This window comes from Aestuariimicrobium sp. T2.26MG-19.2B (assembly GCF_950101875.1).
Lineage (GTDB): Bacteria > Actinomycetota > Actinomycetes > Propionibacteriales > Propionibacteriaceae > Aestuariimicrobium > Aestuariimicrobium kwangyangense.
The window spans coordinates 1,954,153-1,966,807 of record NZ_CATNLW010000001.1 but is presented as its reverse complement, the minus strand read 5'-3'; the positions used below and the strand labels follow the sequence as shown (position 1 = coordinate 1,966,807).

14 protein-coding genes are annotated in these 12,655 nt (G+C 69.3%); 3 read left to right on the top strand and 11 right to left on the bottom strand.

Annotated elements, in window-relative coordinates; genetic code table 11:
- Positions 1-17 precede the first annotated feature (17 nt).
- The 5 genes from QQZ11_RS08715 to groES form a co-directional block, all read right to left on the bottom strand.
- Positions 18-338 (bottom strand): chorismate mutase, encoded by a 321-nt coding sequence (locus tag QQZ11_RS08715; protein WP_022910751.1) that lies wholly within the window; start codon positions 336-338, stop codon positions 18-20.
- Positions 338-1,441 (bottom strand): GuaB3 family IMP dehydrogenase-related protein, encoded by a 1,104-nt coding sequence (locus QQZ11_RS08710; RefSeq protein WP_022910750.1) that lies wholly within the window; start codon positions 1,439-1,441, stop codon positions 338-340. Before QQZ11_RS08710 ends, QQZ11_RS08715 begins: the two co-directional genes overlap by 1 nt.
- 8 nt (positions 1,442-1,449) lie before the next feature.
- The gene (guaB, locus tag QQZ11_RS08705; RefSeq protein ID WP_284550202.1) at positions 1,450-2,961 is read right to left on the bottom strand and encodes an IMP dehydrogenase; all 1,512 of its coding nucleotides are present in this window, start codon (positions 2,959-2,961) and stop codon (positions 1,450-1,452) included.
- A gap of 189 nt (positions 2,962-3,150) precedes the next feature.
- Positions 3,151-4,749, bottom strand: coding sequence for a chaperonin GroEL (gene groL / locus QQZ11_RS08700; RefSeq protein ID WP_022910748.1), 1,599 nt, complete (start codon positions 4,747-4,749; stop codon positions 3,151-3,153).
- An 11-nt stretch (positions 4,750-4,760) separates the two neighbouring features.
- Positions 4,761-5,057: a co-chaperone GroES gene (groES, locus tag QQZ11_RS08695; RefSeq protein WP_022910747.1), complete on the bottom strand. Its 297-nt coding sequence runs from the start codon at positions 5,055-5,057 to the stop codon at positions 4,761-4,763.
- Between the two features lie 241 nt (positions 5,058-5,298).
- Here groES and QQZ11_RS08690 point away from each other — a divergent pair, with 241 nt between their 5' ends.
- On the top strand, positions 5,299-5,757 hold the full coding sequence (locus tag QQZ11_RS08690) for a globin domain-containing protein (protein ID WP_284549883.1): 459 nt from the start codon (positions 5,299-5,301) through the stop codon (positions 5,755-5,757).
- On the opposite strand, the gene QQZ11_RS08685 is transcribed toward QQZ11_RS08690, so the two are convergent.
- The 4 genes from QQZ11_RS08685 to QQZ11_RS08670 all read right to left on the bottom strand — a co-directional run bounded on the left by QQZ11_RS08685 (position 5,736) and on the right by QQZ11_RS08670 (position 8,339).
- Entirely contained in the window at positions 5,736-6,410 is a 675-nt protein-coding gene (locus QQZ11_RS08685) for an energy-coupling factor ABC transporter ATP-binding protein (RefSeq protein ID WP_284549882.1), read from the bottom strand. The two genes, QQZ11_RS08690 and QQZ11_RS08685, sit on opposite strands and share 22 nt — an antisense overlap.
- The gene (locus QQZ11_RS08680; protein WP_284549880.1) at positions 6,407-7,045 is read right to left on the bottom strand and encodes a biotin transporter BioY; all 639 of its coding nucleotides are present in this window, start codon (positions 7,043-7,045) and stop codon (positions 6,407-6,409) included. Before QQZ11_RS08680 ends, QQZ11_RS08685 begins: the two co-directional genes overlap by 4 nt.
- Positions 7,046-7,107: 62 nt before the next feature.
- Positions 7,108-7,755, bottom strand: a complete 648-nt coding sequence (locus QQZ11_RS08675) for an energy-coupling factor transporter transmembrane component T family protein (protein WP_284549879.1) — start codon at positions 7,753-7,755, stop codon at positions 7,108-7,110.
- On the bottom strand, positions 7,755-8,339 hold the full coding sequence (locus tag QQZ11_RS08670) for a TetR/AcrR family transcriptional regulator (protein ID WP_022910742.1): 585 nt from the start codon (positions 8,337-8,339) through the stop codon (positions 7,755-7,757). The genes QQZ11_RS08675 and QQZ11_RS08670 overlap by 1 nt, the downstream gene beginning before the upstream one ends.
- A gap of 114 nt (positions 8,340-8,453) precedes the next feature.
- Between QQZ11_RS08670 and QQZ11_RS08665 the strand changes: the two genes are divergently transcribed.
- The gene (locus tag QQZ11_RS08665; RefSeq protein ID WP_284549877.1) at positions 8,454-10,442 is read left to right on the top strand and encodes a hypothetical protein; all 1,989 of its coding nucleotides are present in this window, start codon (positions 8,454-8,456) and stop codon (positions 10,440-10,442) included.
- A gap of 5 nt (positions 10,443-10,447) precedes the next feature.
- Here QQZ11_RS08665 and QQZ11_RS08660 read toward each other — a convergent pair whose 3' ends face one another.
- Both QQZ11_RS08660 and QQZ11_RS08655 read right to left on the bottom strand, forming a co-directional pair.
- Complete coding sequence (locus QQZ11_RS08660; RefSeq protein WP_284549875.1) at positions 10,448-11,635, bottom strand: class I SAM-dependent methyltransferase; 1,188 nt, start codon at positions 11,633-11,635, stop codon at positions 10,448-10,450.
- Entirely contained in the window at positions 11,632-12,123 is a 492-nt protein-coding gene (locus QQZ11_RS08655; RefSeq protein WP_284549873.1) for an NUDIX hydrolase, read from the bottom strand. Before QQZ11_RS08655 ends, QQZ11_RS08660 begins: the two co-directional genes overlap by 4 nt.
- A 31-nt stretch (positions 12,124-12,154) precedes the next feature.
- Here QQZ11_RS08655 and QQZ11_RS08650 point away from each other — a divergent pair, with 31 nt between their 5' ends.
- Positions 12,155-12,646 (top strand): NUDIX domain-containing protein, encoded by a 492-nt coding sequence (locus tag QQZ11_RS08650; protein ID WP_284549872.1) that lies wholly within the window; start codon positions 12,155-12,157, stop codon positions 12,644-12,646.
- Positions 12,647-12,655: the final 9 nt, after the last annotated feature.

The following is a 12,655-nucleotide window of genomic DNA, read 5'->3' as shown; positions in this document are numbered from 1 at the left end:
GGTCACGACGGCCGGGATCAGTCCCGGGCGTCCCGGATGGCCTCGTGGTGGCGCACCACCTCGGCAACGACGAAGTTGAGGAACTTCTCGGCGAACTCCGGGTCGAGATGGGCGTCCTCGGCGAGGGCGCGCAGGCGCGCGATCTGGGCCTGCTCACGTACCGGGTCGGCCGGCGGCAGGCCGAGACCAGCCTTCAACTCCCCCACCCGCTGGGTCACCTTGAACCGCTCAGCGAGCAGGTGCACCAGGGCGGCGTCCATGTTGTCGATCGACGAGCGCAACCGGGCCAGCTCGGCGGGCACGGCGCCGCCCTGGGCCGCTGCGTCCTGCGGGCCCATCAGTGCACCACGAGTTCGATGCGCTGGAACTCCTTGGGATCGGTGTAGCCGGTGGTGGCCATGGCGCGCCGCAGTGCGCCGACCAGGTTCATGGTGCCGTCGGTCACCCTGGAGGGGCCGAACAACACCTCCTCGAGACTGCCCACGGGTTCGACCCGGGTGCGGCGTCCGCGGGGAAGGGTCTCGTGCCATGCCTCTGCACCCCAGTGCCAGCCCCGCCCCGGGGCCTCCTGGGCGCGGGCCAGCGGGGTGCCCACCATGACGGCGTCGGCCCCACAGGCCAGCGCCCGGACGATGGACCCGGAACGTCCCATGCCACCGTCAGCGATCACGTGCACGTAGCGTCCACCGGACTCGGCCATGTAGTCACGGCGTGCCTCGGCGACGTCGGCGATGGCCGAGGCCATCGGCACCTCGATGCCGAGCACGTCGCGGTTGGAACCGGTGGCACCACCGCCGAAGCCGACCAGCACTCCGGCCGCGCCCGATCGCATCAGGTGCAGGGCGGTCTGGTAGTTGGCGCAACCACCCACGATCACAGGCACGTCGAGGGCGTAGATGAACTCCTTGAGGTTGAGCGGTTCCACCTCGTCGGAGACGTGTTCGGCCGACACCGCCGTGCCGCGGATGACGAAGAAGTCGGGGTTCGAGGCGACCACGTCGTCGGCAAAGGCCTGGGTGTTCTGGGGCGACAGCGCCCCGGCGGCCGGCACGCCGGCCTCACGGATCTCGTTCATGCGGGCGCGGATCAACTCGCCCTTGATCGGCTCGGAGTAGATGCGCTGCATCGCGATCGTCGCCTCGACGGGGTCGACGATGGTGGCCAGCTCGGCCAGCACCTCGGTGGGGTCGTCGTAGCGGGTCCACAGCCCCTCGAGGTTCAGCACCCCGAGACCACCCAGTCGTCCCATCTCGATCGCAGTGGTGGGGCTCATCACCGAGTCCATGGGGGCCGCCACGATGGGGAACTCGAAGCCGACGGCGTCGATCTTCCAGCCGAGCTTCACCTGGTCGACGCCGCGGGTGCGACGGGAGGGGACGATGGAGACCTCGTCCAGGCTGTAGGCGCGCTGGGCGCGCTTGCTGCGTCCGATGTCGAACACGGGGAACCTCAGTTCTTGGAGGAGGAGTAGTTGGGTGCCTCGACGGTCATCTGGATGTCGTGGGGGTGCGACTCGCGAAGCCCCGCGGAGGTGATGCGGACGAACGCGCCCTTCTCGTGCAATTCGTCGAGGGAGCGGGCGCCCGAGTAGAACATCGACTGCCGCAGTCCCCCGACCAACTGGTAGGCGACGGCCTCCAGCGGTCCGCGGAAGGCAACCTGACCCTCGATGCCCTCGGGCACGATCTTGTCGTCGCAGGTCACGTCGCCCTGGAAGTAACGGTCCTTGGAGTAGGAGGGCTTGCGTCCGCGGGCAGCCATCGCACCCAGCGATCCCATGCCCCGGTAGGACTTGTACTGCTTGCCGTTGATGAACACCAGTTCCCCGGGGGACTCGGAGCATCCGGCGAGCAGGGAGCCGAGCATGACCGTGTCGGCGCCGGCGACCAGGGCCTTGGCGATGTCACCGGAGTACTGCAGGCCACCGTCACCGATGACCGGTACACCGGCCGGACGAGCCGCCCGCGCGGCCTGGTGGATCGCGGTCACCTGGGGAACCCCGACGCCGGCGACGACGCGGGTGGTGCAGATCGATCCCGGACCGACGCCGACCTTGATGCCGTCGGCCCCCGCGTCGACCAGCGCCTTGGCACCGGCGTAGGTGGCGACGTTGCCGCCCACCAGGTCGACGTCGCGGGCAGCGGGTTCGGCACGCAGTCGCTTGATCATGTCGACCACGCCCTGGGAGTGCCCGTGGGCGGTGTCGACCACGAGCAGGTCGACGCCCTCCTCGACCAGGGCCATGGCGCGCTCCCACGAGTCGCCCCAGAAGCCGATGGCCGCGCCCACGCGGAGGCGTCCGTGCGGGTCCTTGCTGGCCAACGGGTAGCGGTCGGACTTCACGTAGTCCTTGAGCGTGATCAGTCCCCGCAGACGGTTCTGGTCGTCGACGATGGGCAACTTCTCGATCTTGTGCTGGGCGAGCAGTTTGAGGGCCTCGTCCGAGGTCACTCCCACCTTGGCGGTGACCAGCGGCATGCGGGTCATGACGTCGCGGACGAGGCGTGAGCCGTCCTCCTCGAAGCGCATGTCGCGGTTGGTGACGATGCCCAGCAGTTCGAGGCTGGAGTTCACCACGGGCACACCCGAGATGCGGTAGCGGCCGCACAGTTCGTCGGCCTCGCGCAGGGTGGCGTCGGGGGTGATGGTGATCGGCTCGTCGACCATGCCTGCCTCGGACCGCTTGACCTGGTCGACCATGGCGGCCTGGTCCTCGATGGAGAGGTTGCGGTGCAGGATGCCGATGCCGCCCTGCCGGGCCATGGCGACGGCCATCCGGGTCTCGGTGACGGTGTCCATCGCGGAGCTGACCAGGGGGATCTTGAGCTCGATCCGGCGCGAGATGTGCGCCGAGGTGTCGACCTGCGAGGGAATCACGTCGGAGGCGACGGGCTGCAGCAGCACGTCATCGAAGGTCAGTCCGAGGGCCTCGAAGGCCAGGGGAACACCGGCCGGGGACAGGTCTGCGGGAACGGTCACTGCGCGCCTTTCAGGAGGGAGGACCGGGTCAGTCTATCCGCGCACGGCCGCCGCGACCGACCGTGCCCGGGATGGTGCACCGCCGACGAGTGGATCACATCCGAACGCACAGCGACCCCCGCCCGGGAAGGGCAGGGGTCGCTGTGGCACGGGTTCGGTTTCCGCTCCAGCTCAGTGCTGGTGGGCGTCTTCCTCGTCCTCGGGCTTCTCGACGACCAGCGTCTCGGTGGTGAGCAACAGCCCCGCGATGGAGGCGGCGTTGGCCAGGGCCGAACGGGTCACCTTCACCGGGTCGATGACCCCGGCCTCGACGAGGTTCTGGTACTCGCCGGTCCTGCCGTTGAAGCCGTAGTTGGCCTCGAGCTCGGCGACCTTCGAGACGATGACGTAGCCCTGCTCGCCACCGTTCTCGGCGATCCAGCGCAGCGGCTCGACCACCGCCTTGGCAACGATGTGCACGCCGGTCTTCTCGTCACCCTCCAGACCCAGACCACCGACCAGCACCTTCGAGGCGTGGACGAGGGCCGCGCCGCCACCGGCGACGATGCCCTCCTCGATGGCCGCACGAGTGGCCGAGACGGCGTCCTCGATACGGTGCTTCTTCTCCTTCAGCTCCACCTCGGTGGCGGCGCCGACCTTGATCACGCAGACACCGCCGGCCAGCTTGGCCACGCGCTCCTGCAGCTTCTCGCGGTCCCAGTCGGAGTCGGTGCGCTCGATCTCGGCGCGCAGCTGGGCGACCCGGCCCGCGACCTCCTCGGACGAACCGGAGCCATCGACGATGGTGGTGTTGTCCTTGGTGACCACCACGCGACGAGCGCGGCCGAGCACCTCCAGACCCACCTGGTCGAGCTTGAGGCCGACCTCGGGGGCGATCACCTGACCACCGGTCAGGATCGAGATGTCCTCGAGCATGGCCTTGCGGCGATCACCGAACGCGGGGGCCTTGACGGCCACCGAGGTGAACGTCCCACGGATCTTGTTCACGACCAGGGTCGACAGCGCCTCGCCGTCGACGTCCTCGGCCACGATGAACAGGGTGCCGTGGGCCGCGATGACCTTCTCGAGCAACGGCAGCAGGTCGTTCATCGAGCTGATCTTGCCGGAGTGGATGAGGATGTAGGGATCCTCGAGCACCGCCTCCATGCGATCGGCATCGGTCACGAAGTAGGGCGACAGATAGCCCTTGTCGAACTGCATGCCTTCGGTGAACTCGAGTTCCGTACCGAAGGTGTTGGACTCGTCGACCGTGATGACGCCGTCCTTGCCGACCTTGTCGAAGGCCTCGGCGATCAGCTCACCGATCTGCTCGTCGCGCGAGCTGATGGTGGCCACCGACGCCATGTCGGTGGCGGTCTCGACCGCACTGGAGACGCTGCGCAGCTCGGTGATCAGGGCCTCCACGGCCTTGTCGATACCACGCTTGAGGCCGATCGGGTTGGCGCCGGAGGCGACCGCTCGCAGGCCCTCGTGCACGAGCGCCTGGGCCAGCACGGTGGCCGTGGTGGTGCCGTCACCTGCGACGTCGTTCGTCTTGGTGGCGACCTCCTTGGCCAGCTGGGCACCCAAATTCTCGTAGGGGTCCTCGAGATCGACCTCGCGGGCCACGGTGACACCATCGTTGGTGATGGTGGGCGCGCCCCACTTCTTGTCGAGCACGACGTATCGGCCCTTGGGGCCCAGGGTCACCTTGACGGTGTTGGCGAGGATGTCGACCCCGCGCTCAAGCGCGCGGCGTGCTTCCTCATCGAACTTCAGAATCTTGGGCATGAACGCTCAGCTCACTTGCTGACGACAGCGAGAATGTCGCGGGCGTTCAGGAGCAGGTACTCCTGGCCGTCGTACTTGACCTCGGTGCCGCCGTACTTGGAGAAGATGACGACGTCGCCCTCGGCGAGGTCGAGGGGCACGCGGTTGCCCGAGTCGTCGATGCGGCCGGGGCCGGTGGCCACGACCTTGCCCTCCTGGGGCTTCTCCTTGGCGGTGTCGGGGATGTACAGGCCGGAGGCGGTCTGCTGCTCGGCGTCGAGAGGCTGAACGAGGACGCGGTCCTCGAGCGGCTTGATCGTGGTTGCCACGTCAAACCCCTTTCTGGTGGTGGTAGCGGGTGCTACGGCTTCAGTCAAAAGGTCTCGGCCGGGGCGTCGTCGCGGTGTCGTCCCGTCCAAATCTGGCACTCACCCGGGGCGAGTGCCAGAGACCAACTTAGTACCGGGCTGGCACTCCTTCAACCCGAGTGCCAAATCCGGGCCGACGAATCCGAACCCCGTGTCGTGCAAATCCGAGCCACGGACGATGACCGGTGGCAGACTCGGGCGCATGCACCGGGAGCCGACGATCTTCGAGGCCGCGGGTGGCGCCGCAGCGGTGCTGCGGCTCGCCCGGGCGTGGCACGAGCGCGTGATGGCCGACGAGGTCGTCAGTCACGCCTTCAGTCATGGCTTCCGCGCCGACCACACCGAACGCCTCGCCGCCTACCTGACCGAGGCCTGGGGTGGCCCGACGGAGTTCTCCGATCACCTGGGCAGCCACTCCGAGGTGGTGACCCTGCACTCGGGCGAGGGCGAGCACGTCGAGATGGACCGCCGCGGCGAGGCCTGCTTCGCCGAGGCGCTCGTCGACGCCGGCATCCCTGCCGAGGTGCAGCCGGTGCTGCGCGACTACTGGCACTGGGCCACGGTCCTGATGGCCGGGCATCCCACCGGTCACGACCCCTCCTCGAACGAACCACTGCCCCATTGGGGCTGGGACGGCCTTCAGCCGACCAGTGCCCGATAGGCGCCGATGGCCTCGGCAGGGCTGGCGTCGGCCACGACTCGTCCGTCGTCGATGACAACCACCCGGTCGAAACCCTCGAGCGTCTCGAGGTCGTGGGTGACCAGCAGCACCTGCTGCGGCAGGCCCTCGACCAGACGCATCACCGCCCGCCGGTTGCGCAGGTCGAGCAGCGTTGTGGGCTCGTCCATCACCAGCACTGAAGGCCCGGTGATCAGCACGGACGCGATGGCCAGGAGTTGCTTCTGCCCACCCGACAGCAGGTGGGCGGGATGGTCACGGTGGGCGAGCAGCCCATGCCTGTCGAGTTGTGCCTCCACCAGTCGGGCCACCTCTGCCTTGGGCAGCTTCAGGGGCCGCAGACTGAAGGCCAGGTCTTCTGCGACGGTGGGCATGATGATCTGCAGGTCGGGGTCCTGGAAGACGAACCCCACCGTGCGGCGGACCCGGTCGAGGTCTCGACGGGTGTCATGGCCGTTGACCGCCACCGTGCCCCGGGTGGGTACCACCAGTCCGTTCACCAACCGGGCGAGGGTGGACTTGCCCGAGCCATTGCCCCCGATGATGCCGATGCGCTTCTCCGACAGGGAGAGCGAGACCTCCCGCAGCACGGGGCGCTGCGGGTAGGAGAAGCTCACCCGGTCGAATTCGATCACAGTCGCGGGTCGCCGCCCAGCGTCTTCAGCCCGGGCTGATCACCGGTGGGGTGACCAGCGGCGGGGTCATCCGTGATCGGGCGACCGACGCGTGGGGTGATCAGGGGGTAGGCGCGCTTGACGGTGATGATCACCAGCGCCGCCACGACCGCCTTGAGGATGTCTCCGGGCAGGTAGACCACCCAACTCCACCACCCTTGCGCCAGCGTCAGTTTGGCCGACGCGACGATCAGCCATGGCTGACCGATGACGTAGACAGCCAGCGCTCCACCCACGAAGCAGGCGATGAAGGCCGACACCGCGTTCAACCGGATCCACCACCGCTCCACGAGCAGGCCGGTGACCAGTGCACCCAACGGGTAGGCCCAGATGAAGCCGCCGGTAGGGCCCAGCAGCATGCCGAAGCCGCCGAGGCCACCCACCAGCACGGGGGCACCGATGGCGACCAGCAGCACGAACAGCAGCATCGACAGGGTCCCCCGCTTCCAGCCCAGGATCCCGCCGGCAAGCATCACGCCGAGGGTCTGGGTGGTGAACGGGGCGGGTAGCAGGGGCAACTGGATGCGCGGGGCCAGACCCAGCACGCACATCAGGGCGGTGAACAGGGCGATCAGGGCGAGGTCCTTGGCGCGCATCGGGGTTCCTTCCAGGTCGTCGCGAAGGACTGAGGCACTCAGCTCCGCGGTTTGAACAGCGTTCAAAACGGCACCTTAGCAGGTCGGTCCGGTGGTGCAGGGCGGGTGCCCACGCCCCTCACCTCGAGCGCCTCACCCAGCCCGTCGGCCATCCTCAAGGTCCGGATCACCAGGGGTGCCAGGTACGACACCCCGAGGCCGAACAGACCCGGACGGACCCCTCGTGCGGCGTGGGCCTCCCGCACTTTCGAGGCCTCCTCGGCGATCACCGGGATGAACCGGAAGACCAGTGCGATCATCAGCCCGATGCGGTCGGGATCGACCCCGACCCGTCGAAGCGGCCCAGCGGCCCACACCACCGCGTCGACCAGTGCCGTCTGGGCGGTGCTCAACGTGACCAGATTGGCCAGCAGGACGACCGCCAGCACCCTCAGCCCGACCTGGGCAGCCGTCGTCCAGTCACCCAGGAATCCCTGGGCCAGCACGATGAGTGCCACCATCGCCAGCACACCCCGCAGCAACTGCCAGGCTCGCGCGGGGGGCACCCGCGCCACCAGGTAGGCGGCTGCGACCACACCGACGCACGAGCCGAGCACGACCAGCGAGTCGACGAAGAAGGCGAACGTGCCGAAGACGAGGATGGTCAGCAGTTTGGCGCCCGCCGGCAGTCGGTGGACGAGGGAGTGGCCCGGCACGTGGAGGCTGAGCATCAGGGGCCGCACAATCTCTCGAGCGCCGACCGCAGCCGCTGGTCTCCGCCGGGATCGGGCGGATCACCCAACCCGAGCCTGGCGAACTGCTCGCGCTGTTCCGCGTCGAAGGCGTGGCCCAGCACGAGGTGCTGAACGGACTCGGCCACCACCCGGGCGTCATCGGGGGACGTGGGCAGTCGGCTGGCCAGGGCCGCGGCGGGTGACTCGGCCCACGGGCGCATCGCCAGCGCCGCGCTGACCAGTTCCGCACCCGAGCGGTGCTGGCGCAGCAGGGAGTGCAGGTTCATGCCCCAGGCGACCGGGTCCGGAGAAGGGCCCGGTGTTCCCGGGTCGGCCCCATGCCGATGCTCCGGGGCCACGTCGTCCGGTGCCACCAGCACCAGATCGGCCAGCACCAGGTCCGCCAGCACCAGATCCGCCAGTGCCACCAGCAGGGTCTGCTTGTTGGCCACGTGGTAGTAGAGGGCCCCCGGTTGCACGTCGAGCTGGCCCGCGAGGCGACGCATCGACAGATCCGCCAGGCCGTACTCGTCGACGATGTGCAGGGCCGCGGCCAGCACCTCGTCCCTCGTCAACGCCATGGGACCATCCTAGGACCAGCGCTTGAACGGCGTTCAAGTGCCTCCTGCGTTCCCCCACCGCTGCGGCCAGGGGTCCGGGCGGACCGTTGGCGCCACGGGCGGGATAATCGGACCATGAGTGAATCCACGCCCGCCGCCACCGACCTGTCGGTGTTCCTGGAATGGTGGGCGGACCTGTCCGATGACACGTTCGTCGCCCTTCCCCCACCGGCACCGCACGGTCGCCACACCCAGGCCGACCTGCACTCCGATGCCGATCGGGCCATCACAGCCGCCGGACTTGCCCCCACCACGGCGTACGCCGGATGGCAGTGGCAGTCCCAGGAACGGGCCTTCGACGCCGACGGTGCCCTGCAGGAACGGCTCTTCCTGCACTGGGGCGGGGACCCCCCGGTCGTCCACCAGCACCTGGCCACGGCACCCCAGGAATTCACGGTGACCGCGGCACGCACCGGCGCCGCCTTCGAGATCGACAAGCGGGCCCACCTGGGGGACGACGGGCTGGCTGATCCCGACGACCCCGTGGCCGTGCGACAACTGATGGAGCGTCTGCTCACCCCGATCGACCACGCCGCCCGACCGCTTCAGTTCGGCCCGCTCACACCGCCGGAGGAGGCATGGCTGTTCGCCCGGTGGGAGGAGTCGCCCGACATCGAGCAGGCCGCCCCGTTCGTGCGGGCCCTGGCCATGCGGCAGCGGCTGGACGAACACCTCCTGTCGAGCCTGGTCGCGGAGTGGATCGACCTCGAGCACCCCGCGGAGTGGGGCGCCTGGCGGGCCGTGCTGGTGGCCCTCCTGCGGCAAGGCCATCCGGCCGCCACCACCATGATCCTGCGGTTGGGGGTGTTGGCCGATCTCGTACTGGCCGAGGTGCCCACCCCCGGCGCGGTGGGGGCCCTGCGCGAGCACGCCCTGGCCCAGCCGGTCGACCTCACCCCGTGGCTGCACTCCGAGCGGGTGCTGAGCCAGGTCGACCTCGTCGACGCGGCCCTCAACCTGTGGCACGACCTGGTGGGGGCCGGCTTGGCCGAGCAACGGGCGAGCGCGCTCGCCGAGGCACTGCTGACGCTGACCCCCCCGCCGTTCAAGGCGCTCAAGGTCGCCACGGACGAGAGACTGCCCCTTGCGGTGCGGCGCGGGGTGGCCCAGACCGCGAAGGAGTCCCTGGCCCACGCCGAGGAGCACCACCCCGATCTGGTGCGACGGTTCCGGGAGCAAGCCGATGACCTGCTCGAGGGAACCGGGCCCGACCTGACCGGCACGGAGACCGAGTTGGCCGCCAGGTACGACGACTACCGCCACCTGCAGCCGAGTCAGGAATCGTGGCTGAGGAGCCAACTCGTTCGTCCTGGGATCGACCTGCAGGGATTGGGCTTCTGCCTCGACATCCTGGTGTCCCACGGTCGCGGTACCGCCGCCGACGTCGACACCCTCGCCGCCGGCTGGCGCAAGCGCTTGGCCAAGAACTATGACGCCCCTGCTGGGGAGTGGCGGCACCCGCTGGTCACCCTGACGGTGCTGGCTCGTGAGCTCCACCATCCGCTGCGCGGTGACCTGGAGACCTTCTGGCTCAGGGCCGCGACCGGATGGGCAAGGCGTCTGGCGCCTCTGGTGCTGGTGGGTGACCCTTCCGTCGAGGGTCTCCGCAAGCTGTGGGACGTCGCCGTGGCCAGCGACGACGCCAGCAACCTGTGGCGGAGTTGGCTGCTGGCGCGCAGTCGGCTCACCTCGGTGACACCGGTGGCCTTGGGTGACGTGGCATTACGGGAGGCACCGCTGCGCCACCCCCAGCAGGTCGCGGACGCCATCATCGCGACAGTGGTGCCCGAGCTGCCGCTGTGGGGCCGGACCTTCTCGACCTCCGACCCGGCGTGGCTCGACCGCGGCCTGCTGGTGCTCGAGCATCCCGATCTCACCCCGGCGGTGCGCGAGCACGTGGTCAGGACCGTCGCGCGCCACCTGGTGCTGGACCGCGCAGGCCGCACCGAGCAGCCTCCCAGCCTGACGGCGGCGCAACTGTCTGCCTTCCGGGACCGGTGGCAGGCAGCGCAGCCGACGCCGACCAGACGTCCCGGCCTGTGGGCACGCCTGGTCGGGCACTGATCTGCTCAGGGCGACCGCGGCACTCGCTCGCAGACGAGGGCACGGGTACCGCGGGGAGTCGGAGTGAGCACGACGGTGGCGCTCGCCGATCCCTTCAACTTGAGCTGGCGTCGCAGTTCCGCCGGGTCGACGTCGAGCCCCCGCTTCTTGATCTCGAGAGTGCCGATGCGGTGCTCTCGGCACCACGCGCGCAGCGTCCTGACCGACCAGGGGATGCTCTCGAGCACCCTGAAGCTGGTGACCAGGGGCGTGTCGAGTGGCCCGTCGCTGGAGAGGTAGGCCACGTCGTGGTCGACCAGCCAGGCATTCGTCCCCGAGCAGGCCTCGGCGTACAACTGGGAGCGGATGACGGCGGGGTCGGGTTCGTGCAGGTACTCCCCCACGTCTTCCACGGGAAGACGCCCCAGACCTCGTCCGACGAGTTCGTACCGCCTGCCGCCGCGCAGCACCACCACCCGGTCAACCGCGGGGCCCTCACCCACGTCGGTGGCGAGGCAGACCTCGACGAGGGTTCCCTCATGGCTGACCCAGTGCCGGCCCAGGTCGTCAGGCAGCAGGCTCCGCGAGATGCCGGGCCCCAGCTTGACCACGAGCCGGTCACAGCGTTGGCGCAGGGACAGGACGAAGTCCCAGCCCGGCGAGAGGTCCTCGAGCCGCCAGCTCCTGCCCGTCGACGATCGTCGCGCCGGGTCGACGAAGACGAGGACGCCACCATCCATCACCGCGGGCACCGCTGACGCGGCATCCCCGACGAGGACCCGTCCCTTGACGGAGGCCAGATTGTGCTGCGCACAACTGGCGGTGAGCGGATCCAGCTCGACCGCATCCACCCCCAGACCCGCCCGTCCCATGGCGAGGGCATCGAATCCGAGACCACATCCGAGGTCGAGCACCCGGGAGCAGCCCTCGGCGAACGTGTCGGCGCGCCAGGCCGAGACCTCGGGCCGGGTGGCCTGCTCGAGCCCTGTCGCCGTGAACAGCATGTCGGCAGCCCGGTCGCCGAACTTGCTGCGTGCCCGACGCCGCAGGGAGGCCTGCTCCAGCGCCAGGGCCGCCAACTCGGGAGCGACCAGACGACGCAGCGCGCTGGCGGCTGTGAGGGAGTCGGGATCGGGCTGGGCGAGCGCCCTCTCCAGGGCCATCGGCCCCTCGCCCACCGTGAGCGGGTGGGGGGCGGGCTGGCTCGTGCTCACCCTCGCACCACGTGGGCGCTGAAGTGGGCGGGGCGTCCGTCGGCATACGGCAGCACGGCATGGAACTGGGTGATCTCTGGGTCGAAGACCAGGGGTAGGAAGTGCCGGTCGCCCTCCCACATGTCGAGGGTGTCGAGCGAGTCGATCCGCTCCCAGCTGAGCTCCCCCTCGTCATTGGACGGGGGCGGGGTGCCGGTGAAGGCGTCGACCACGAAGATGAACCCGAAATGGTCCGAGCCGTCGGCGCCGAACCCGGGCCAGGAGATCGTTCCCCGTAGCCGCATGCCGGTCGGGGTGATGGCGGCCTCTTCCCGGAGTTCACGCACCATGCCGGTCCAGACGTCCTCGTCGACCTCGACCTTGCCGCCCAACCCGTTGTACTTGCCGTGCTGGTCGTCGTCGGGGCGCGCGACCCGGTGGCACATCAGCACCCGCTCGCCGTCCGGGTGCCGGACGAAGGCCAAAGTGGTGAGGATCGGGGTCAGCACATCGCGAGGCTACCGCCAGTAGAGTCGCGACATGAGCCAGCCGGGGGTCCATCCCACCCCTCCGCACGATGGTCGCGTGCGGGCCGCCAGTCGCGGCCTGGTGGTGCGCGAGGGCGAACTGCTGGTCAGCGTGATGGTCGGCGAGAGGCACCGTGAGTTCTGGCTGACCCCCGGCGGCGGGCAACACTTCGGCGAGACGAAGCTCGACAACGTGGCCCGGGAAGTGCTCGAGGAGACGGGATACCGGGTCAGGGTGGGCGATCTCGCCTGCGGCCGCGACTACATCGGTGCCACCCATTTCCCCGAGTGGGACTCGGGCTTCCACCAGAGCGAACTGTTCTTCTGGTGCACGCTGCTGCACCCCGATCCCCTGCCGCCCAGCGAGGTGGACGAGCGTCAGGTGGGCGTGAGGTGGGTGGCCATCGGTGAGCTGGTCGGCAGTCCCTTCTTCCCGCAGGCGTTGGCACGCTGGCTGAACCAGGACGAGACCAGCCGGCCGCTGTGGCTGGGCGACGTGAACTGACCGCATCAG

Bases quoted from the DNA above. Each gene is read 5' to 3' on its own strand.
- QQZ11_RS08715 (WP_022910751.1), bottom strand. From the start codon at position 338: ATGGGCCCGCAGGACGCAGCGGCCCAGGGCGGCGCCGTGCCCGCCGAG.
- groL (WP_022910748.1), bottom strand. From the start codon at position 4,749: ATGCCCAAGATTCTGAAGTTCGATGAGGAAGCACGCCGCGCGCTTGAG.
- QQZ11_RS08690 (WP_284549883.1), top strand. From the start codon at position 5,299: ATGCACCGGGAGCCGACGATCTTCGAGGCCGCGGGTGGCGCCGCAGCG.
- QQZ11_RS08680 (WP_284549880.1), bottom strand. From the start codon at position 7,045: ATGCGCGCCAAGGACCTCGCCCTGATCGCCCTGTTCACCGCCCTGATG.
- QQZ11_RS08675 (WP_284549879.1), bottom strand. From the start codon at position 7,755: ATGCTCAGCCTCCACGTGCCGGGCCACTCCCTCGTCCACCGACTGCCG.
- QQZ11_RS08670 (WP_022910742.1), bottom strand. From the start codon at position 8,339: ATGGCGTTGACGAGGGACGAGGTGCTGGCCGCGGCCCTGCACATCGTC.
- QQZ11_RS08665 (WP_284549877.1), top strand. From the start codon at position 8,454: ATGAGTGAATCCACGCCCGCCGCCACCGACCTGTCGGTGTTCCTGGAA.
- QQZ11_RS08650 (WP_284549872.1), top strand. From the start codon at position 12,155: ATGAGCCAGCCGGGGGTCCATCCCACCCCTCCGCACGATGGTCGCGTG.